Origin of the sequence: Gilliamella sp. B14384G12 (genome assembly GCF_016101825.1) — a bacterium.
GTDB lineage: Bacteria > Pseudomonadota > Gammaproteobacteria > Enterobacterales > Orbaceae > Gilliamella > Gilliamella apicola_N.
Genome location: NZ_JACFPU010000016.1, coordinates 36,543 through 58,423, shown reverse-complemented (window position 1 = coordinate 58,423; position 21,881 = coordinate 36,543). Strand labels below are relative to the sequence as shown.

Genomic DNA, 21,881 nt, shown 5'->3' with positions numbered 1-21,881 from the left:
AAAATGCCAACCTGAATATGGCTGCCAAGCAAGATATTAAAATAGACAGTGTCGATGGAAAATTAACGGTCACCGCAAGTGAAGAACTGACGTTAATGTGTGGTGGTTCATATATCAAACTTAGTAGTGCAGGGATTGAACTGGGCACGGCGGATAATGTTTATATAAAAAGTAATGCATTGCAGAAAATGGGACCGAAAGCGATACGAGTCGATCCGTTAGCATTACCTTATCTTATAAGCAATTATGCAATTAAATTCATATGTAAAGATGAAACAGGAAAAATTCATGCTAATGAGCCTTATATTGCAACATTGCCAGATGGCAGAAAGGTGCAAGGACGAACCGATAAAAATGGATATACAAAAGCATTTTATACACAAAATGAAAATGAAACAGTCACATTAGAGTTTATTTAAAGGTAAGATAAAATTATGCCGGATAAATCTAAAATAAGTACAACACATGCAGCACAAACAACTAAAATTAATAATGGTAATGTTGCCGTTAAACAAGTTATAGTAAAAAAACCGCCCAAACCATTATTTGTATTATTTGTATATGGAGGAAGTGGGTTTTGGGAATTTCGATTAGCCGCTAATTATAAATCTCTACGATTAGAAAAAGAATATCCCAATGCTGAAATTCGAATTATAAGAGGGTTTAAATATCCCTCTGAGTTTAAAGCAGAATGGACTAAATTATATAATGAGTTAACCAATCCTAAAACTGCTAGTAAATATGCTCTATGGGAAGTTCACTATTTTGGTCATGGAGGACCAGAAGCGCTTTATTTAAAAAAACAAAATGGAAAAAGTGAAATTTCTTTTAATAATGAGGATAATATGGAATGTTTACCTTGGCATCCGGAAAAAGGCATTTTTGTCTTGCACTCTTGCCGAGGAGCTGCTTATGAAGATACTTTCAATAAAAATAAGATTTCTGCAAAAAGTTGTTTAGCTAAAACTATCTCTCAGCAACAAAAAACACGTTGCTTAGGGCAAACTATCTATGCCAATTATGCTATTGATTTGATAAAAAGGAGTAATTTTTATCGTGAAGGATTTTCTTTTGAACAAAAAACAACTGCAGCAGAAGATGTGGAAAGACATAAATATCGACCCGCTCGTTTTTTTAATTTCATGGCTTCTCTAGATCCAATTGATCGTGTTTTGTGGGGGTATGCTTTATTGTCTGGTGATACATACGATAAAATGTTGATAAATAGAAACGATTATAAAAAAAATCTAAGTACACAAGGTGTTAAATCTCCTATCTACCCTATTTATAATGAAATAATGAAACTGGGGCCTAAAAATCAAATTATGCCTTGTCGAGTATTCAATAACGGAGACTTAGAAAATCGCATTGTAAAAGTTGACGTTTTTAATCAAAATGATTTGAAGTATATCTAATGAATAAGTCAACTAAAACAAAAAAGACAATACAAGAAAAATTAATAATTTTTAGTATTTGTTTGATTATCTGCATTTTGCTCTTTTATTTTTATAATTTAATAAATTCAGATAATAATTCAATTCAGCAGGACAATATAATTATGGACTATACTATTTACCCTTCAACCATTCCTGAAAACCAATTATTACGCATAGAAGAAGCTGAAAAACTATATCGTGGTGCATTTAACGATCAAGTATTTTATGCCGTTGTAGATCCCGATGACTTAGTTAAATTTATTAAACATGCCTGGCAGTGGGATAAAAATGCGATGCCCTATTATTATAATCTTCTTAATCGACATAACTTTTATAATGAATATGCAAAAGAAGAAGGTATGATGTCATTTACTGAGTTTATGAAAAAATATCGTGATCAGTTAGTTGATAATACTGGCAAACCGTTAGTTGAACCGGTGGTATTTAAAAATCCAGATATGGATATTTATTTATGGGATAAATTTGCTGATTTAAAATATCCAAAATTTGCTTTCCAAAAGGGATGGAAATTTAGTCCGTGTGAAAGTGATAATAATGAGAAATATCTTCCATGTTCTGATGAACAATTAGAAGAGAGTATTAAATATTTCAATTATGCTATGGAGGGAGGTTATCACTGTTATGAGGATTTAACAGCACGAATGCTGTTTCAACAAGGTGCTCATTATAAAGATAAAGAATTTAAAAAAATTAATAAATTAACTGAATATCGTAAATCATCAAAGCCAGAAAGATTAAAACTGGCAATTGATTATGCCGAAATAATGGCTGAGCACAGCTCAATTATTGGTATATTGAGAGTGACTGAAGCCTATTTATATAGTTTAGGGCGTGAGCAAGATCCTGTAAAAGCCTATGCATGGTCACTATTAAGTGATTACGCAAAACAAAAAATTATTGAAATCGATAATAATTTAGCATGGGATTATTATCAGCTTTCTCCAGTTTGGGAATATAATAAGCAAATTCAAACTCGTTTAGAACAAATTCTTACCCCAGTACAAAAACAAGCCGCTCAAAATGAGTTAGCAGAGTTAAAAACTAAAATTATTGATTGGAATTATAATCGTTGGCAAGAGCAAATTGATGATTTTCATCCTAAACCTTAATTTTTTGAAATATGCTCGTTATAAACTTAAAGCTAGCTAATTATAGCCTATTAAGATATTGCAAATTTAAGTGAATGGAATTGAACGTGAATAATAAAGTGAAACAATCAAAGTTCAAAATATTATTGGTAATCAGCATTATTATGGCTATTGGTGGTTATTTTTTATATTTTCATCATTTATCTAAGCAAGACAGAGATTTTGGTTTTGTTGATACAGAAAATATAACCATGGACTATACTATTTACCCTTCAACCATTCCTGAAAACCAACTATTACGCATAGAAGAAGCTGAGAAGCTATATAGTCGTGCATTTGACGATCAAGTATTTTATGCTGTCGTTAATCCAGAAGCGTTAGTGAAATTTATCAGACATGCTTGGCAATGGGATAAAAATGCAATGCCCTATTACTATGATCTTATTGTTTGGCAAAAGTATTATGATGATAACAAAAAAGAAAAAGGTATGATTTCATTTTCTGAGTTTATGAAAAAATATCGCGATCAATTAGTTGATAATACCGGTAAACCGCTAGTTGAACCGGTAGTATTTAAAGATCGTAAAATGCTTAGTTATTTATGGGATAAATTTGCTGATTTAAAATACCCAAAATTCGCTTACCATAAGGGTTGGAGATTTAGTCCTTGTGAAAGTGATAATAATGAGGAATATATTTCATGCTCTGATGAACAATTAGAAGAGAGTATTAAATATTTCAATTATGCTCTGGACGGAGGTTATCACTGTTATGAGGATTTAACAGCACGAATGCTGTTCCAACAAGGCGATCATTATAAAGATAATGAATTTAAAAAAATTAATAAATTAACCGAATATCGTAAATCATTAACACCAGAAGATTTAAAACTGGCAATTGATTATGCCGAAATAATGGCTGAGCACAGCTCAATTATTGGTATATTAAGGGTGACTGAAGCCTATTTATATGGTTTAGGGCGTGAGCAAGATCCTGTAAAAGCCTATGCATGGTTGCTATTAAGTGATTATGCAAAACAAAAAATTATTGAGATCGGTAATAATTTAGCATGGGATTATTATCAGCTTTCTCCAGTTTGGGAATATAATAAGGAAATTCAAACTCGTTTGGAACAAATTCTTACCCCAGAACAAAAACAAGCCGCACAAAATGAGTTAGCTGAGTTAAAAACCAAAATTATTGTTTGGGATTACAACGAATGGAAAGTGCAAATTGATGATTTTCATCCTAAACCTTAATTTTTTGAAATATGCTAGGTAATAAACTTAGAGCTAGCTAATTATAGCCTATTAGGATATTGCAAATTTAAGTGAATGGAATTGAGGGTGAATAATAAAGTGAAACAATCAAAGTTCAAAATATTATTGGTAATTAGCATTATTATGGCTATTGGTGGTTATTTTTTATATTTTCATCATTTATCTAAGCAAGACAGAGATTTTGGTTTTGTTGATACAGAAAATATAACTATGGACTATACTATTTACCCTTCAACCATTCCTGAAAACCAATTATTACGCATAGAAGAAGCTGAAAAACTATATCGTGGTGCATTTAACGATCAAGTATTTTATGCTGTTGTAGATCCTGAAGACTTAGTTAAATTTATTAAACATGCTTGGCAGTGGGATAAAAATGCAATGCCTTATTATTATGACCTTCTTTATTGGCATGAATTTTATAATGAATATGCGAAAGAAGAAGGTATGATGTCTTTTAAAGAATTTATGAAAAAATATCGCGATCAGTTGGTTGATAATACCGGAAAACCGTTAATTGAACCGGTGGTATTTAAAAATCCGGATATGGATATTTATTTATGGAATGAGTTTGCTGATTTAAAATATCCAAAATTTGCTTACCGAAAGGGTAGGAATTTTAGTCCTTGTGAAAGTGATAATAATGAGAAATATCTTCCATGCTCTGATGAACAATTAGAAGAGAGTATTAAATATTACAATTATGCTTTGGAAGGTGGTTATCACTGTTATGAGGATTTAACAGCACGAATGTTGTTTCAACAAGGATCTCATTATAAAGATAAAAAATATCTAAAAATTAATAAATTAACCGAATATCGTAAATCATTAATACCAGAAAGATTAGAACTGGCAATTGATTATGCCGAAATAATGGCTGAGCACAGCTCAATTATTGGTATATTAAGGGTGACTGAAGCCTATTTATATGGTTTAGGACGTGAGCAAGATCCAGTAAAAGCCTATGCATGGTCACTATTAAGTGATTATGCAAAACAAAAAATTATTGAAATCGATAATAATTTAGCATGGGATTATTATCAGCTTCCCCCAGTTTGGGAATATAATAAGCAAATTCAAACTCGTTTAGAACAAATTCTTACTCCAGAACAAAAACAAGCCGCACAAAATGAGTTAGCAGAGTTAAAAACCAAAATTATTGATTGGAATTATAATCGTTGGCAAAAGCAAATTGATGATTTTCATCCTAAACCTTAATTTTTTGAAATTTTTTATGGAACATTATAATACGTACTAATGTAAGCCCGATCTGGCTGTCATCTATTTCTTTAAATGATGGTCAGATTAAATAGTTTACTTTTTCTTTCCAAGTCATCTTATCAAATAAATTTTTATTACAATTCTATTAAAGCACATTACAATTTACAACCATCGGAAATATTTATAAATTTTTACAATAATTTAGATATTCAATGTCATGTTTTGATGGTAATTATCGTTTATAGACATTGTCATTTTTTATTTCTTAAGATTTCGAAGCAAAAAATACGATAGTGTGACATTTGCTGGTAGAAATTAATTATTATTTATGTTGTTATTTATGTAAGTAATGCATAATATTAATCTAAATAGTTTTAGAAAAGATATTTTTTGATGATAGGAATAGAGATATGATGAAATATAGTTTATTGTTTTTATCGGTTTTAAGTTGTCTGAGCGCTTCTGCTTATGCAAAACCACCTTCAATGTGGGATTCAGCCGAAAGCTGCAAAAGATTAAGTGATTTGACGTTAGATAATGCAAAAGTAGTAAATACTGAGTTAATTGAAGGAAATTTTACGCCACTTTCCAATTTAGCTGATACTCTACGGGGCGCTAAAGCAAAAGAAATCATTGGTTTACCACAGATTTGTCGAGTTGAATTAACTATTGAACCTGCTATTAATGTTGAAGTATGGTTGCCAAGCCAATGGAATCATCGTTTACAATCAATTGGTGGTGGTGGATATGCAGGGTTTATACCATTTGATAAGTTAGCTGTAGCGGCTAAAAATGGTTATGTCACAGCGGCGACCGATACTGGACATGTAGGGAATCTGGTTGATGGTAAATTTGTCTTTAAAGATGGCAAATTACAAACTGATGCGGTAAGAGATTTTGCACATCGTAGTGTACATGAAATGACGATAAAAACTAAACAAGTTATTGAATCATATTACGGTCAAGCTGCAGATTATTCATATTGGAATGGTTGTTCTACAGGTGGGCGTCAAGGACTAATGGAAGCGCAATGGTACCCAACTGATTATGATGGTTTATATATTGCAGCACCAGCAATCTATTGGGATAAATTTGTACCTGCAGAAATATGGCCACAAGTTGTAATGCAAGAAGAGTTAGGTAGACCTATTGGAAGTGATAAGCTAGATAAAGTTAGAAAAGCGATCATTGAATTTGCGGATGAAAAAGATGGCATTAAAGATGGAATAATTAATGACCCAACAACATTAGAAATCAGTGATGATCTACTCAATCAAGCAGGCCTAAATAAAGATGAGATTCGAACATTAAGAAAAATCTGGCAAGGTCCAACAGATCAAAATGGAAAGTCTTTATGGTTTAGTATTGAACCATCCGCGCCACTTGATGTATTAGCTGGTAATGAAGGACCTTTTCCTATACCAGTTGATTATTTGAAGTATTGGATTAAACAAGATCCTAATTTTGATTGGAAAAGTTTAGGATATAAAGGTTATGAAAAGTATTTCAATCAATCAGTCAAAATGTTTGCTCCAATAATGGGAACTGATGATACAGATTTAAGTCAGTTCAAAAAATTAGGTGGAAAAATGATTATTTGGCATGGTTTGGATGATCGTCTTATAGCACCAAAAGGATCAATTCAATACTATAACGATGTATTGAAAACCATGGGCGGCAAAGAGTATGTAGATAATTTTGCGAAACTTTATTTAGCACCTGGTGTTGATCATTGTAATGGTGGTGATGGCCCAGATAAAATTAATGGTTTTGAAACATTAGTTAATTGGGTTGAGAAAAAACAAACACCAACGACTCTAATAGCTAAAAAAATAAAAAATGGTCAAGTCACCATGCAACGACCTTTATGTCAATATCCTCAACAAACAATATATACAGGTAACGGTGATACCAATAACCCTGAAAATTTTGTATGTAAATAATTCAGTAACTAGCTAACCTAAATATTGGGTTAGCTAGCATTTTTAATGCTTAAAGCACACATTAGTTTCTTTTTTGCTGAAATTAGCCTTTTATATATGCGTAAGTAAAACTTTTGGCATCTTTCTATCTTTTATTTTAACCATTGGATTTACAATGAAATGATATAGACTTCTGAATATTTTTTACATGATATAGCAGTTATAAATTTAAAAATGCATATAATCTAAAAATTTTTGAAATACTTTAAGGCAAAATCAATCTATAAAATTAGCTCTAAAAAATTTTCAATAAATCCCTGGTACAATACCTTTTGCTAGATACAAAATTTGATAGATATTTTTTTGTTGGCTAGCGGGTTTTTCCTTGAAAAAAGTAAACGAAGTATATTGCCATTTGTCGGGATTATAGATGACGACATTGCCTACCTGACCTTGGTGTTTAGTCGTTTTGAAACTAAAATTTTTCAGTTTAGCTTGCACAGGTATAGCGTGATGTTCTTCTAATACATACTTTTAAAGGTAAACTTACATTATTAATTTCGGAACTTTTATTTCAGTTTCTGGTTATTGAAACGAAAAAATATTGCCTAGAATCCACAGAAATTATTATTAAACGAACCAGTGATATATCTAATGCAATTCATCATCATTATTATGATGAAGTAATTACTTTTGAAAAATTTAAACATCCTGATTATCTTTTAACAAAAACCGAAAATTTACCGATTGCTTTTTTACAAAGTCAATCAGTTGTGGTGTCCGATCTTTTGCCAATATTTATCAATAATGATGAACATTGCCCATTAAGAGCCAAAACACTTGCTTTAAATTATCCATCCGAAAATCTTATTACGGTTGATTCTTTAAGCCAAATATTAAATCTTGTCGAGAAAGGACAAGGTATAGCATTGTTGCCAATTTTTTTAATGAAAGATAAATTCAAAACCATTAATAATCATTGCGACTTTGTTAAATATTATGGTTATCAACATAATGGCGTTTAATTTTTACTAAAATCGCATTATTTTTGAGATAACTTACTGTGATATTGTCGGCGGTATTCGCTAGGTGAACGTTCGGTTTTTTTTCTAAAAATTCGACAAAAATAGTTACTGTCTTTAAAGCCTGAAGCATGGGCGATCTCTTTTACATTTAAATCATAGTTTTTAAGTAATGATTTGGCATATTCTAAACGGATTTGATTCAAATATTCATTCAGTCCAATCTTTCCTTCACGTTGGAAAAGATGTGATAAGTAATTAGGAGAGATGTAGAACATTTTCGCTAAAAAGTCGCGGGTCACATCTTCCCGAAAATGCGTATCAATATACTGGCGAATCGCTTCAAATAAACTGGTGGTTTTTGAGGCGGTTTCGATATCGGCGTTGAGCAAATCAAGCGTACTACTCAGCAAGCTATGAATAAGAAAATAAGCGGTTTGATTTTGTTCTGACGGTTGATTATGCCAAGTAAGTTCTGCAATTGCTTGAATAATAAAGGCACCAATACGAGGCCCACGTCTTGCAATATTGAGTTGACCTTTAGGAATTATCTGCGTGCCATCCCAATGTAATAAACTTAGACCAATTTGTTGTTTGCCAAATAAAATACTCAAAATGGTAACAGGTTTATGCCACAAAGGTTTATTCCAACTATTAGAGGTCACATAGAGAATATCATTGGCATACAGAGTATTACTGATTTGTTCACCTCTATCATTTGCCCATAATATTTCTTGTTGACCATTGATAATGATCTCTATACGAGGAAAATTAACTTGGTAAGCAAGAACAGGGGCGAGTAGAGCATTATTGGCAAAATATATTTTATTGATACTGTTAATCTTGCTTGTAAATTGTCTCAGTATTTGTTCAATAGATAAATCCATAAAAACGCTCCAACTAAATTAATTTATACTTGCCAAAATTTTTTATATAACCAGTGATTAAACTGCATAATTTGGATTGAGCACATGATGCGCAATAAAAAGTAAGTGTATAGTAGGGGAAAGTAACAATTTATTAGATTAATAATGGAAAAATTATCCTGATTCAATCGCTGTTTTACCATTAGTTTTATAGATGAAATAAAACCACAATTTATCATGTTTTATTTCTATTTTATAGTGTTAATGTTTTCACTATTTAATCGAAAATATACACAACATTACAATTAATGACATTTAAAAATATAAACTTAGCATTGTTTTGATATCTATAGTAATTAACTCTCTTATTTTCTGATTATGTGATCAGACTCTCATTTTTATTTACAGCATACAAAAATCCAGTAAATGACAGATTCGTCTTCTAGGTTTTTGCTTAAATATTCTTTATTATCAAACTATTATTTATGTACTACTTTTTTTATATAAAGATTAATTATCCAAGTTAGGGGGTTCAATATGGAACTATATTTAGATACAGCCGATATTGCGGCAATTAAGCGTTTAGCGCCCGTGTTGCCAATTAATGGGGTAACAACCAACCCAAGTATTGTGGCAAAGTCAGGTAAAAACATTTTTGAGTTGTTAGATGAACTGCAAAATGTGTTAGGTCCCGATAAGTTGCTCTTTGCACAAGTGCTGGCAAGTGATGCAAAAGGGATGATTAAAGAAGCCGAACAACTTAGAGAGGTCGTACCGTCAATTGTGACTAAAATTCCCGTTAATGCACAAGGTTTAATGGCTATTAAAGAGTTAACTCAACAGGGAATTACAACGTTAGGAACAGCAGTCTATGGTGCTGGGCAGGGATTTTTGGCAGCACTTGCTGGAGCAAAATATATAGCTCCCTATGTGAATCGTATTGATGCACAAGGTGGCAACAGCAAAGAAACGGTTTTAGAATTACAAAAATTGCTTGATTTGCATTGCCCTGAATCAGTGGTGTTAGCAGCAAGTTTTAGAACGCCAAGACAAGCATTAGATTGTATGTTAGCGGGTTGTAAAGCCATTACCTTGCCAGTTGATGTGGCCGAATTATTTATCTCTGACCCCGCAGTCGATGCGGCAGTAGCTAAGTTTGATCAAGATTGGTGTAGCGCATTTGGTTCATTAAAATATTAATTTTATCTTCTAGGCTATTTTTTAGGTTAAGTAATATTTTTATTTACATCGGTGAAATCTGTTCCATTAAATTTAAATGGAACAAGTGAGTTTTATTTTTGGACTAAAAAATAGCGTTTTTTTTTGATGTTTTGCTGTATGATAATCCAACATCCAAAGGCAATAATATCCATAAAAAATTTAAGGAGTTAACTAATGATAGATAAACCCCAAAAATCAAAAAAACTTATTGTTAATGCGCTATTGACAGTATTAAAAGTTGAGAAGATTTCACCGAGCTTTATACGTGTGCAGTTTAGTAGTAATAAACCGTTTGATGTTGATTCTGCGTGGGTTTGTCCTCATGTTAAATTGCTTTTTCCTGAGCCTATTACTGGTGAAATTTTATTTCCTAAACTAGACGAAGATAATAAGATTGTGGTAAGTGATAAAGTTCGTCAATTGGCGCGCAGTTATAGTGTACGTGAATTTGATAGTGTGACTAATCAGTTGTTTATTGATTTTGCGATTCATGAAAATGGGTTGGCTACAGTTTGGTCAAGACACGCTAAAGTTGGTGATCAGATTGGTTTAGTCGGTTCTGCCGGTAAACTGTCGTTCACCGATAATTGTTTGGTGTTGATGGGGGATATTTCAGCTGCACCAGCAATCTGTTATACGCTTGAACATTTACCTGAAAAACAAAAAGTTTATGCGTTTATTCTGGTTAATCATCCTAAAGATATTGTGCCACTACCAGATAATGAAAATGTGCAAGTTAGTTGGTTAATTCAAGATAATACAAAACCTAATCAATTGGTCGATGTAGTAATAAATACTGAATTTGCCGAACAAGATAAACTTATGTTTTGGGGCGGAATGGAAAGTTCATTAGCTCAACAATTACGACGAGCACTGAAAGATAAATATACTCAGCTCGCACCAGAAGCGATTCATATTACGAGCTATTGGCGTGAGGGGTTTGCTGAAGGTGAGTTTAAACATCGTGACTAATCAGTTATACTTGATTTTATGAATATTTTAGCGCATCTACATTTAGCTTCGCTAGTTAGTAGTTCATTAATTGGCAATACGGTAGCGGATTTTGTTAAAGGTGATCCTTATTTAACTTATCCTAACGATATTGCTGATGGAATTATGCTACATCGCAAAATCGATAGCATGACCGATAATCTGCCAGAAGTGAAACAAGCGAAATTATTGTTTCGCCAAACACATCGGCGTGTGGCGTCAATTGCATTGGATATCGTGTGGGATCACTTTTTATCAAAACAGTGGTTGACCTTTGGCGTTATGGGAACGGTTAGCGAATTTAATCAATATACCAAACAGCAAATTCAACCTTTTATTACTCAATATCCTATTGATTATCAAAATTTTATGCAAGCTATGTGGCAAGGTGAGTGGCTAGAAAACTATGCCTCAATTGATTTTGTTGAAAAGGTATTAAATGGTATGGCAAAAAGGAGACCTAAACTCTTTTTATTAAAAGAAAACATCATCGATATTCGGCAAAATTATTCTGAGTTAAAAGCATTATTTGCTGTTTTATATCCTAAAATACGCACAGCAGTGCTCTTGTCCAAATTTACTTTATAAAGATTTTAACTACCGGTATTAAGTCAGTTTAGAAACTTAACCCGATAGTTAAAGATGATTTCTTAATGATTAATTAGGAATAATCAGTTCGCCATTTTCTTTCTTGATGATATTGTTACTGTTAGGCGATTGTAATATAGGTACTAAATTTTGGGCTGTAGCATCGGGTGTAAATGCAATTTTTCCTGCACGGGGCTTAGCATCAATGACTTGGCTTTCTGGTAACGTTGCATTATTGGTCAAATTAGCCCATAACCATTCCATCGCATCTTCACCATAATAATCAATTGAGACGAGCGAATTATCAAATGGAGGTTTTCCTTCTAAATAACTACTATTTTTTACCTCAATGTAACGTAATTGTGAATTGTTACCTTCTACTTGACTGTTTAAGGCCACATAAGCGCGGGAAGTATAATCTGGTAGTTGTTTTACATTGTTGCGACCATGGATGATAAATGTCTTAATTCCATTTAAATTGGCTGAAGCGATAACTTGTTTCATACCTAACTCAACTCGAGGATCTTTTAATTTGTTATATAAACAAATTGCTCCTTTGCTGTTATAGTCAATTTGATCTTTATTATCGGAACTTGAATAGAAATCTCTTCTTGGCGAATAGATGTCTTTATTATTTACGAGAGCCAACATGGTTGATTCATCTCCTAGCCATATCGGTAGTTGTCCATTTGCCAATCCCCATAGTTTCTGGAAATCTGTCTCTGATAAAGGTTCAACTTTACCCATATAAAGTACAGGATTTTTTTGAGTGCTCGCGACCGAATAATTACACATTTTTTCCGTAACGTCATAATGGCCATAGGCACTAATATATTGATAAGGTAAACCTATTGTTTCTTTAAAATAAAAATAAGGGAGCTGCCTTTCCATTTCTTGAGTCCAGCCATATTGTCGTAATTTTTCAAGTGCTTCTTTTGGAGTTCCATAAATTAATAATTTTGCCTTTTTTAATGCATTACAACGATTTTGTGCATAAGTATAATTATCAGCAAAAGGTATATTGATATCTTTATTATTTCTAATAATCGCTGGAACGGCGCAAGGTATATATAGTGATGCATAAGTACTATATTCCGCTATTGAAAGATATTCAATTTTTGCTAGTGGTTTTTCACCGACTTTTACAGTTACAGGAATTGTTTCAGAGTAAGGTGCGATTTGTGGGTTAACTGCAACAATCCCTTTTATTATATTATTTTTATCTAACTCTCCAGCTTTTAGAGCGGCTCCTCCACCATCAGTTGCACCATAAACCAATACTAACGTATTATCTTTATCAAATATAACCTCTTTAGTAGGAGAAAATTGAGTGTTGATTTGGTAAAAAGCAAACTCAATGGATTTTAAAACAAATTCGCCCCAACGCTCTTCAGAATTCTGTTTTGAGTGCAGTTGTTTTATTGCATAGCGATTAGGGTAGTTTTTTACATAGCGTTTTCTATTTTCTATTTTTGGTTTAAAAAGTAAATTGTCTGTTTGAACCTTGCCATTGATCGCATAACCACGTTGATTGGTTATATCATAAATACCATTCCCTAAACCCTTATCATTATAAACGACTGCACAGTTATGACGAAGTCCCCATAGTCCTCGAATTTGTACATCATATGCATTAAATAATCCATCAGAATCAGTTGATGGTACTGCAACAATACATGGTTTATTTTTATCAAAATCCAATGGAATTTGTACTAATAACCCCACACTTTCATCGTTATTTTTAAAGGTTGCTAATATTTCAGTACCTGCTATTTTGCCATCAAACAGCGGTGTAAGATTTTTTCTTTGAAAACCAAAAAGTGATCCTTCTCCTGTCTTGATATCAATAAAACGATTCAATTTTAGTTGTCTAAGTTCTTGTGGGGTTGGTTTGGCAGGGTCAGCAATGGTTGGTTTAATCATGAGTGTTGATAAAGGTGAGAATCCCAAACCTGCTGTTACTAGGTCATCGGTATCACCGTTATAGTAAATCGAACTTTCTATTGTTATTCCGGCTGGATACTGGATGAGATTCATCTCTTCGCGAGATATACTTAATCTTGAATCACTTTTAGCTTGAACTGCAAAAGGAATGATAGCGGTGGTAAAACATATTAACGATACCAATGCTTTTATTTTTATATTTTTAATTCTCATTGTACGTATTTCCTTTCTTAACAACCAAATTATTTTAGATAGAACGATCAAGATATTATTTTGGTTATTTTAAACAAAATAATCTAAATTTTTAACTTGATGAATAAATATTATATTTTATTTTTTTGATTATTGGGTAGATTAAGAACACAAAGTGTCCAAAATGCCGCAATGATCCTTTCGGACAATCGTCTTTTTTGCACGCAAATGCCTACATCAAAGGGTTCCATTAAATTGGTTGACCATTCGGTTATTCGCTCTCTGATTCTTTCAGGACTGTTTTCCATTACAACTTTAGGTAACAATGCTACGCCACATCCTAATGCGACCATAGATACGATTGCTTCGTGCCCAGCTACAGTGGCATAAATTTTTGGACTGGTTATTTTTTGTTGTTTAAACCAAAGATCAATTCGGTGTCGACTTGGTCCATGTTCAGGTAAAATAAAAGGGATATTATGCCAATCAGGCTGTTTTTGATGAAGTTTATCACTAAATGAACTGTTAAGTTTTGGTATTAATAGTACCATTTCAATTTCACCAAATTTTAAGAATTCAACGCTGGCTGGTAACTGTTTAGGTTTACCGGCAATGGCTAAATCAGCAAGGTTTGATTGTACTTTCTCAACGGCATCGGCCGCATCGCCTGTGGAGAGCTTAATTTCAATCTGAGGATAATTTATACGGAATCTATCAAGTATTTCGGGTAGATGGCTATAAGCAGCGGTAACCGAGCAAAAAAGGGTAAGTTCACCGACTAATTGCTGATCTGATTGATCTAAATCTTGTCTTACTTGTTGATGTAGATTCACAACTTGTTGAGCAAAGCGCTTTACTTTTTCACCTTCCGATGTAATTTGTACTTGGCGATTATCTCGAATAAATAGAGTATGGCCAAAATGCTCTTCCATACGTTGGATCTGTCTGGATAACGTTGATGGACTTACGTGCATGGCATCGGCTGTCATTCCAAAATGACAAGTTTCACATAAATGTAAATACAACTTTAGATCACGGATATTCATAACAAGTTCCATTTTTATACTGAAACGTTAGTGTAATCTGAAATTTCTTGTCAAAAAGACAAATAACAGCTAACAATATTTAATGTAAACATTATGCATAGATACACAAATAAGGCAAATAGCATCGTTTATAACTTCAATGGCAAAACAGTTAGATACCTGTTAAAATACGCGATTATTTTGTATAGATTAAAACAGTTAATTTTATGACAGAACAAGCTTATTTAGATGAAGTGAATGCACGTCGCACTTTTGCTATCATCTCGCATCCCGATGCTGGTAAAACAACCATTACTGAAAAAGTACTATTATTTGGACAGGCGATTCAAACAGCGGGTACCGTTAAAGGTCGTGGTGCCAATGCCCAACATGCAAAATCTGACTGGATGGAGATGGAAAAACAGCGTGGTATTTCGATCACCACTTCGGTTATGCAGTTTCCTTATAACAATTGTTTAGTTAACTTACTCGATACTCCTGGGCATGAAGACTTCTCAGAAGATACTTACCGTACTTTAACCGCAGTAGATAGTTGCTTGATGGTTATTGACGCGGCAAAAGGGGTCGAAGATCGTACTCGCAAATTGATGGAAGTTACCCGTTTGCGTACGACGCCAATATTAACCTTTATGAATAAACTTGACCGTGATATTCGTGATCCAATGGAGTTGCTTGATGAAGTTGAAAATGAGCTCAATATCATGTGTGCGCCTATCACATGGCCAATTGGTTGCGGTAAGCTGTTTAAAGGTGTTTATCATTTAGCTAAGGACGAAACGTACTTATATCAATCAGGCAAAGGTCATACCATTCAAGAAGTGCGAATAATTAAAGGCCTAACAAATCCTGATTTAGATGCTGCTGTGGGAGATGATTTAGCACAACAACTGCGTGAAGAATTAGAATTAGTGCAAGGTGCATCAAATGAATTTGATTTAGAAGCGTTCTTATCAGGTGATTTAACCCCAGTGTTTTTTGGTACTGCATTAGGCAATTTTGGCGTTGATCATATGCTGGATGGTTTAACTGCTTGGGCTCCGACTCCGCAACCTCGTCAAACTGATAAACGTCAAGTTGAATCATCAGAAGAGAAATTCAGTGGCTTTGTATTTAAAATCCAAGCCAATATGGATCCAAAACATCGTGACCGTGTGGCATTTATGCGCATTGTTTCGGGTAAATACGAAAAAGGGATGAAGTTGCGTCATGTTCGTTTGGCAAAAGATGTAAATATTTCTGATGCATTAACCTTTATGGCTGGCGATCGGGAGCAAGTTGAAGAAGCTTACGCTGGCGATATTATTGGTTTACACAATCATGGCACAATTCAAATTGGTGATACTTTTACCCAAGGTGAAGATTTTAAATTTACAGGTATTCCTAACTTTGCACCAGAACTGTTCCGTCGCATTCGTTTAAAAGATCCTCTTAAGCAAAAACAGCTATTAAAAGGGTTAGTTCAGTTGTCAGAAGAGGGGGCTGTACAAGTATTTCGCCCAATCACCAACAACGATTTAATTGTCGGAGCGGTTGGGGTACTTCAGTTTGATGTGGTGGTGGCTCGATTGAAATCGGAATATAACGTCGAGGCAATTTATGAGCCAGTTAATGTCACTACAGCGCGTTGGGTTGAGTGCAATGATGTGAAAAAACTTGAAGAGTTCAAACGCAAATGCGAGCAAAATTTAGCATTAGATGGCGGTGATAACCTATCTTATATTGCGCCAAGTATGGTGAATTTGAATTTAACCCAAGAGCGATATCCCGATGTTGAATTTAGAAAGACACGTGAACATTAATCATTTTTTATGAGTACGTGTTGTGCTGATAATTAAAGAGCTGGTTTGTCAGCTCTTTTGCCTTGTTTTAAAGGGATTTATAGTTATAAAGTAAGACCATGTAGGGCAATACCGTCAAAAAAACGCCATTGAGTTAAGTCATTTTCCAACAAACTTACCGTTTCAAATAACTTTTCTTCATCCCCCATAAAACTAATTTCATTATTTCCTATTCTTGCTGATAAGTGTGAAGAGTTACTGTAAACATCATTATCGCCACGTGGGTTATTTTTATGGTGTAAAATAACATTGTTATCATTGGAGCCGAATTTTTCTATCTCGTCATTAGTCATAATCGGAATGTAAAAACTCTGAACTTCTTCATCAAGTAGACTATTTTCAAGCGCAATAATAATTTTTTTTTCGTTTTGATCACCCCAAGTTAACCAATCCTTGCTAATATTATAAATGTCTTCGTAATTAGTACGGTAAGCCATAATAATATATTTTGAGATATAGAAGGATTCAATGTTTTTTATAATTTGTTCGTCAATATCTTTATTGAGTAACCAAAAAGGGATAACGACATCAATTTTATCGCCCCATGACTGACTAAGCATTTCTATGGCATTATTCCAAAGTTGCCAAAAATGATTAGCATCTTGATTGTATTCTTTTAACACATAAGGTTCGATATCATATTGAATACCAGCAAGACAAGGTTTGTCTTCACGCATAGAACAGAACTGTTTAATTATTTTATTGCGCCTAATGGCATTTTTTAAACCTGAGCCTATGACCATATCGGGTGAACCTTCTACCGCAAAGATCTTTATCTGATTTTCATAGGCAATATCAAGGAGTTGATTTAACTGTTCTTTAAATTTTATTGTTTCATTTTCAATTGCTAATTGTAGATATATCTGATTGATCCCTTTAGACTTAATTTTTGTTATAAATTGTTCTGGAGAAGTATCCCAAGTACGAGTTTCCCAGTTCCACATTCCAAGATTAATCAATTTTTTTGTAACTTGTTGATTATTAATGACAGGAGGTTGGGTAGTAATTATTTGATTCTCAGAGATAGTATTATCATTTTGTATCGAAGCAACCATTTCAGTCGCAGTGGTGGATTTAACTTTATCGTTGTCAACGTAGCTAGATGAAATTAAATTGTTATTTTGTTCTTTTTCCGAGGAAATTGAGGTAAAGATCAGGTTTTGGGTTTTACTTGAAAATGCTTTTTTTTTATACTGATATGAATCTTCATTTGATTGCTCCTCTAACACATTATAAGTACCGTTTGGAGTTTTACATAAAAAAAGATCGACAGCAAAAGAAGGAGTTATAGTAAAAGCTAGTATAAGTAATAGGATAAATCGTATTGTAATCACATTATTTGTCAAATTTGACTCTCTCCATTTTTCCCCAAGATATTTTACCTTTTTTCAATCGAAGAAAACCTTTAAGTTTCCAGAACAAACAAATTTGCCGATAACCAAAATTTTCCAACAAAGATATTAAAAAAAGTGATAATAAATATTTTACTTTATCAAGTCCCTTTAGCAATAATCCATCTATAGCAATGGCTACTGAAGTAATTAATATATTGTAACAAATGACTAGCAAAAAATAGGATAAGACTAGATTACCATTCACAATCTCAAGAGACCAAAAGAGCGGTAGTAATATGTAACCTAAAAATTCAGACAACGGCCCTATAATATCGGTTAATATTGAAAAGGGTAAAATTAAAAAACTAATTCTGCGGTATTTTATATCAAAAGTTAAATTTTGGAAATGAAAAAATGTTTGTAATGCGCCAATATGCCAGCGAATACGTTGATTTCGTAAAACACTCCATTTTTCAGGAACCTGTGTCCAGCAAATGGCTGTTGGGACATATTTAATTTTATAATCAACCTTTGAATCATAAATATATTTATGTAATTTAACTGTAAAGTCATAATCTTCACCTACCGAACCAACGGAAAATCCACCAATGCGAATAGCAAAATCACGACGAAACAAGCCAAAAGCTCCTGATATAATTGGTAACGCGCTAATATGATTCCAAGCAACTTTTGCCATTAAAAAAGAACGCATATATTCGACAATTTGTAATTGAACAATGTATTTTTTAGATAACTTGATTTTTTTCACTACCCCATTTTTGATCAAACAACTATTGGCAACGCGTACTGTTCCGCCAACTGCAATCGTTTTTGGATCGTCAATGAAAGGAACCATAGCATTTGTGAGAGCATTAGGTGCTAAAATTGAATCAGCATCTAAAAGACAAATAATCGGTGAACGACTTAAATTAATTGCAGCGTTATGTGCATCAGCTTTGCCACCATTCACTTTATCGATAACACGTAATCGGTTATCTTTACGTGAAACATAAACCCCTTTTATTTGAGCATGTGAAAGATGATTTGGATTATTAGTATTGAGATTGTGTAAACTTTTTTCTAAATTAAAAAATTGATTAATTAACTCAAAAGTGTCATCAGTTGAGCCATCATTGACAACTATCACATCTGCATTAGGATATTCAGTAGCAAGAATAGACTTGATACTTTCAATTATGGTTACACTTTCATTATAAGCAGGCATAATAATTGTAATTGGATGTAACATACCGTCATTTTTTTGTATACTTTGTATTTTTCTTTCTTTATGTGGATTATCAAAAAACACATATAACGCTATGATAAGTTGTATAAAGTAAATGAAAATTTGTAACAGACCAATAAACATAATAATAAAAACGGTTGCTTGCATTGAAACAACTAAAGAGTTGTATATATAACTATTCATAATGTTGCCCACACTTTATTTTTATAAAAACCGTTATTGATATCATCCCAATAAACAAATAATTTAGTATCAAAATTAAAATTTTTTGTTATAAGTTCTTGAATATTGCATATTCTATTTTGATAACAAAGTTCATTAATGAAATTTAAAATATAACAACTGTGAATGATTCCTGATGCTTTACATTGCAAACCAAGTAAAGTTTCAAATAATTGTTGCATGTAATCTCGTTGATCTTCTCTGGCAAACATAACATAAGGAGTTATGTAGTTATTGGAAATTTCTCTTAACATGGTAAGTAACGTACTATTGAAATTACTTGATTCTTCGTCAATTACTTGTGATTCAAATTGTAATAAGTTATACGATGGAATAAGACGTAAAAAACAAAATAATCCTTTTTGTGGTATTGAATTGAACAGTTTAGTAATGAGTTCGACTAAGGATACATCGGGATTACTGATTACTAAACTTAATGCAGCAGCGATAGCAACTTCTTGCCTAGGGTCTGAACAGGCTTTTTCTAAAGCAATAAATGATTTTTGGCATGGGTAATAAGACAACATATTAGCTGCGTCAACACGTTGTTGAACAGTTCCTTTATGTAAAAGTGCACGTAATTTTGTTTGGAATGTTTCTTCTGCAAAAAAAGGTAGAAATTCTTGCACTTCATAGCGTTGCTTTTTGGCAAAAAAAGCTACAATCAGTACTAGTGAGCCCGATGATAATGTTTTATCGATGGTATTTTTAAAAATAATTTTATTGTTTTGTTTAATGCTTTGGTTGTAGGCTGTAATTAAGGTTACTTTTAATTTATTGAAGTGTCGCCGTTGGTTTCTTCTTTTAAAGTAAATTATCGAGGTTATGATTATTACAATGAAACCAAACAGCACAAAACTACCATTATAGATATTGATATAACGTATTAGAATTTCCATTTTATTCCGCACCCTATAGTATTTTTGTTATACAACTTACGGTTATGGGTTGTTTCTTTACGATCTTCGTTCGTATAGTTGATATTTATGGCAACGATTTCAGATATGTCATAAGAAAACCCAACAAAACGAGCAGACACCTTAATTAATGAACGACTAAAATTACTTGACCGATCCGATGTTTCTTGAGAATTAGAATAACCAGCAAATAAGTGTAGTTTTTCGGTAGGCGAACCGGTTATTTTAAGTAAAAAACCGCTCATATGTTTATTATCTTGATCAAAGGTATTATTCCATTTTCCTGATAAAGACAGTCGTTCACCAAAAAAATATTGGATTATACCTGGATCGATACTTTTAATGTTCCCATCATCGTAATGATCTAACTTCATATCCAAAGTAACATGAAAAGAGTTAATATTTTGATTTATTGAGTTAAATAATGTGTAATCGATTCCATTAATTAGCGTGTATTTGGCAAATAATTTATTTGAGGAAGAGATAAATCCTGTTAAATAACCATACGCTCTGTCGTTAAAAGTGTGCCAAAGTGTTCCCCCATATTTTTGATCGTTCATATGAAAACGGTGTGATTGTGCAAAATATCCCGTTATCGTATCTGTTTTAGATAATTTATAAGATAGAGCCATTTCCATTTCGTTCCAATCGGCATAAGACTTTGATAAATGGCTGTGGGTACCTCCTAAATTAAAATCCCAATTATGAATAGAATTTTTTATGGCTTCGATGGTTTTGCTAATTGTTAACAATTGAACATCATTAGGTGATTGTTCTATATATTGATTTAGCAATTTTTCCGCTTCATCTAGGTCATCAGGATTTTGCGCTAAAATAACGCTTACCAGACCATATTGTGCATCAACATAGTTAGGTGAAATGGATAAAGCCTTTTGAAATGATTGTTTGGCTTGGTCTAATTTGCCTAATGCATAATAATTGAACCCCAACTGAACCAAGACATCAGAATTAGTTGGTGATAGTTGATTTGCAATTTGCAGTTTTGACAATGCGAGTTCAAAATTCTGAAACTTTTTAGCCTCTATACTCTCTTTAAGCAGTCGATCGGCTTTAATAGCGTTATCAAAATCGTTGTTGTCGGCTATAGCGGTGGAGCTATAAGTTAAAATACTAATAATTAAGACGATTCTATAGAACATATAAATCCTTAATCCATTATATTTTTGTTTGGTATTTTTTATGTACTTAATTTACCAATCACAAAGCTGCTATTCCGACCATAATGCTGGCGGAATCAATATAGGGAGTGTTAGAAATATAGTCGAACGAAGTACTCCCTTCCTTTTTGAATCAATGCATTTTCGATAAAAATCTAAACTACTTTAAATCAATTGGAGCTACTGCATAATTGTGTTAATTTGTACTGATATTGACTTTGATACTGATAAGATAGCATCATTTTTGTGACATAAAATTGTAAACAATTTATAAAGTTACTGAACTGACCGTATAATTGTAAGACTGCT

The 21,881-nt window shown here is 32.9% G+C and carries 18 protein-coding genes and 1 pseudogene; 11 read left to right on the top strand and 8 right to left on the bottom strand.

All coding sequences use genetic code 11. The features are described from left to right. The 6 genes from H3S73_RS12810 to H3S73_RS12785 form a co-directional block, all read left to right on the top strand. Window positions 1-419 (top strand): DUF2345 domain-containing protein (locus H3S73_RS12810; RefSeq protein WP_198248907.1); only part of this gene is annotated, 419 nt, incomplete at its 5' end. 15 nt (window positions 420-434) lie between these two features. Then, entirely contained in the window at window positions 435-1,415 is a 981-nt protein-coding gene (locus H3S73_RS12805) for a hypothetical protein (protein ID WP_198236867.1), read from the top strand. Window positions 1,416-1,558: 143 nt separating this feature from the next. After that, window positions 1,559-2,566, top strand: coding sequence for a hypothetical protein (locus tag H3S73_RS12800; protein ID WP_198236866.1), 1,008 nt, complete (start codon window positions 1,559-1,561; stop codon window positions 2,564-2,566). An 86-nt stretch (window positions 2,567-2,652) separates the two neighbouring features. Next, complete coding sequence (locus tag H3S73_RS12795; protein WP_198236865.1) at window positions 2,653-3,804, top strand: sel1 repeat family protein; 1,152 nt, start codon at window positions 2,653-2,655, stop codon at window positions 3,802-3,804. Window positions 3,805-3,891: 87 nt separating this feature from the next. Continuing rightward, window positions 3,892-5,043 carry a hypothetical protein gene (locus H3S73_RS12790; RefSeq protein ID WP_198236864.1) on the top strand — a complete coding sequence of 384 codons (1,152 nt, stop codon included), beginning with the start codon at window positions 3,892-3,894 and terminating at the stop codon, window positions 5,041-5,043. 413 nt (window positions 5,044-5,456) lie between these two features. Further along, window positions 5,457-6,989 carry a tannase/feruloyl esterase family alpha/beta hydrolase gene (locus H3S73_RS12785; protein WP_198236863.1) on the top strand — a complete coding sequence of 511 codons (1,533 nt, stop codon included), beginning with the start codon at window positions 5,457-5,459 and terminating at the stop codon, window positions 6,987-6,989. Window positions 6,990-7,274: 285 nt separating this feature from the next. Here the strand turns inward: H3S73_RS12785 and H3S73_RS14085 are convergent. Next, window positions 7,275-7,490 (bottom strand): annotated as a pseudogene (locus tag H3S73_RS14085) (DUF4865 family protein); the annotation flags it as partial. 266 nt (window positions 7,491-7,756) lie between these two features. Here H3S73_RS14085 and H3S73_RS12775 point away from each other — a divergent pair. Further along, window positions 7,757-7,993, top strand: coding sequence for a hypothetical protein (locus H3S73_RS12775; protein ID WP_198236861.1), 237 nt, complete (start codon window positions 7,757-7,759; stop codon window positions 7,991-7,993). 17 nt (window positions 7,994-8,010) lie between these two features. Here the strand turns inward: H3S73_RS12775 and H3S73_RS12770 are convergent, their stop codons facing one another. Next, entirely contained in the window at window positions 8,011-8,877 is an 867-nt protein-coding gene (locus H3S73_RS12770) for a helix-turn-helix transcriptional regulator (RefSeq protein WP_198228719.1), read from the bottom strand. Window positions 8,878-9,393: 516 nt separating this feature from the next. Here H3S73_RS12770 and fsa point away from each other — a divergent pair. The 3 genes from fsa to H3S73_RS12755 all read left to right on the top strand — a co-directional run bounded on the left by fsa (window position 9,394) and on the right by H3S73_RS12755 (window position 11,655). Next, window positions 9,394-10,056, top strand: coding sequence for a fructose-6-phosphate aldolase (gene fsa, locus H3S73_RS12765; protein ID WP_086327077.1), 663 nt, complete (start codon window positions 9,394-9,396; stop codon window positions 10,054-10,056). 195 nt (window positions 10,057-10,251) lie between these two features. Further along, a complete protein-coding gene (locus H3S73_RS12760; protein ID WP_198236860.1) occupies window positions 10,252-11,049 on the top strand; it encodes a siderophore-interacting protein in 798 nt (265 codons plus the stop codon). Between the two features lie 18 nt (window positions 11,050-11,067). Then, window positions 11,068-11,655: an ACP phosphodiesterase gene (locus H3S73_RS12755; protein ID WP_198236859.1), complete on the top strand. Its 588-nt coding sequence runs from the start codon at window positions 11,068-11,070 to the stop codon at window positions 11,653-11,655. 69 nt (window positions 11,656-11,724) lie between these two features. Here H3S73_RS12755 and H3S73_RS12750 read toward each other — a convergent pair whose 3' ends face one another. Further along, window positions 11,725-13,812 carry a 3-hydroxybutyrate oligomer hydrolase family protein gene (locus tag H3S73_RS12750; protein ID WP_198236858.1) on the bottom strand — a complete coding sequence of 696 codons (2,088 nt, stop codon included), beginning with the start codon at window positions 13,810-13,812 and terminating at the stop codon, window positions 11,725-11,727. A 110-nt stretch (window positions 13,813-13,922) separates the two neighbouring features. Further along, complete coding sequence (gene ilvY, locus H3S73_RS12745; protein ID WP_198236857.1) at window positions 13,923-14,837, bottom strand: HTH-type transcriptional activator IlvY; 915 nt, start codon at window positions 14,835-14,837, stop codon at window positions 13,923-13,925. 206 nt (window positions 14,838-15,043) lie between these two features. Between ilvY and prfC the strand changes: the two genes are divergently transcribed. Further along, window positions 15,044-16,636, top strand: coding sequence for a peptide chain release factor 3 (gene prfC / locus H3S73_RS12740; RefSeq protein WP_086308798.1), 1,593 nt, complete (start codon window positions 15,044-15,046; stop codon window positions 16,634-16,636). Between the two features lie 83 nt (window positions 16,637-16,719). On the opposite strand, the gene H3S73_RS12735 is transcribed toward prfC, so the two are convergent. From H3S73_RS12735 to H3S73_RS12720, 4 genes are read right to left on the bottom strand one after another with little or no spacing between them, the layout of a single operon-like run. Continuing rightward, on the bottom strand, window positions 16,720-18,021 hold the full coding sequence (locus H3S73_RS12735) for a hypothetical protein (RefSeq protein ID WP_198236856.1): 1,302 nt from the start codon (window positions 18,019-18,021) through the stop codon (window positions 16,720-16,722). Then, entirely contained in the window at window positions 18,011-19,438 is a 1,428-nt protein-coding gene (locus tag H3S73_RS12730; protein WP_198236855.1) for a glycosyltransferase, read from the bottom strand. The genes H3S73_RS12735 and H3S73_RS12730 overlap by 11 nt, the downstream gene beginning before the upstream one ends. Beyond that, on the bottom strand, window positions 19,435-20,376 hold the full coding sequence (locus H3S73_RS12725; protein ID WP_198236854.1) for a hypothetical protein: 942 nt from the start codon (window positions 20,374-20,376) through the stop codon (window positions 19,435-19,437). The genes H3S73_RS12730 and H3S73_RS12725 overlap by 4 nt, the downstream gene beginning before the upstream one ends. Continuing rightward, on the bottom strand, window positions 20,364-21,554 hold the full coding sequence (locus tag H3S73_RS12720; RefSeq protein ID WP_198236853.1) for a YaiO family outer membrane beta-barrel protein: 1,191 nt from the start codon (window positions 21,552-21,554) through the stop codon (window positions 20,364-20,366). Before H3S73_RS12720 ends, H3S73_RS12725 begins: the two co-directional genes overlap by 13 nt. Window positions 21,555-21,881 lie beyond the last annotated feature (327 nt).

Excerpts from the sequence above, each read along its gene's own strand:
- H3S73_RS12805 (WP_198236867.1), top strand. The coding sequence starts at position 435 with ATGCCGGATAAATCTAAAATAAGTACAACACATGCAGCACAAACAACT.
- H3S73_RS12800 (WP_198236866.1), top strand. The coding sequence starts at position 1,559 with ATGGACTATACTATTTACCCTTCAACCATTCCTGAAAACCAATTATTA.
- H3S73_RS12785 (WP_198236863.1), top strand. The coding sequence starts at position 5,457 with ATGATGAAATATAGTTTATTGTTTTTATCGGTTTTAAGTTGTCTGAGC.
- H3S73_RS12770 (WP_198228719.1), bottom strand. The coding sequence starts at position 8,877 with ATGGATTTATCTATTGAACAAATACTGAGACAATTTACAAGCAAGATT.
- fsa (WP_086327077.1), top strand. The coding sequence starts at position 9,394 with ATGGAACTATATTTAGATACAGCCGATATTGCGGCAATTAAGCGTTTA.
- H3S73_RS12760 (WP_198236860.1), top strand. The coding sequence starts at position 10,252 with ATGATAGATAAACCCCAAAAATCAAAAAAACTTATTGTTAATGCGCTA.
- H3S73_RS12755 (WP_198236859.1), top strand. The coding sequence starts at position 11,068 with ATGAATATTTTAGCGCATCTACATTTAGCTTCGCTAGTTAGTAGTTCA.
- H3S73_RS12750 (WP_198236858.1), bottom strand. The coding sequence starts at position 13,812 with ATGAGAATTAAAAATATAAAAATAAAAGCATTGGTATCGTTAATATGT.
- ilvY (WP_198236857.1), bottom strand. The coding sequence starts at position 14,837 with ATGAATATCCGTGATCTAAAGTTGTATTTACATTTATGTGAAACTTGT.
- prfC (WP_086308798.1), top strand. The coding sequence starts at position 15,044 with ATGACAGAACAAGCTTATTTAGATGAAGTGAATGCACGTCGCACTTTT.
- H3S73_RS12730 (WP_198236855.1), bottom strand. The coding sequence starts at position 19,438 with ATGAATAGTTATATATACAACTCTTTAGTTGTTTCAATGCAAGCAACC.
- H3S73_RS12725 (WP_198236854.1), bottom strand. The coding sequence starts at position 20,376 with ATGGAAATTCTAATACGTTATATCAATATCTATAATGGTAGTTTTGTG.
- H3S73_RS12720 (WP_198236853.1), bottom strand. The coding sequence starts at position 21,554 with ATGTTCTATAGAATCGTCTTAATTATTAGTATTTTAACTTATAGCTCC.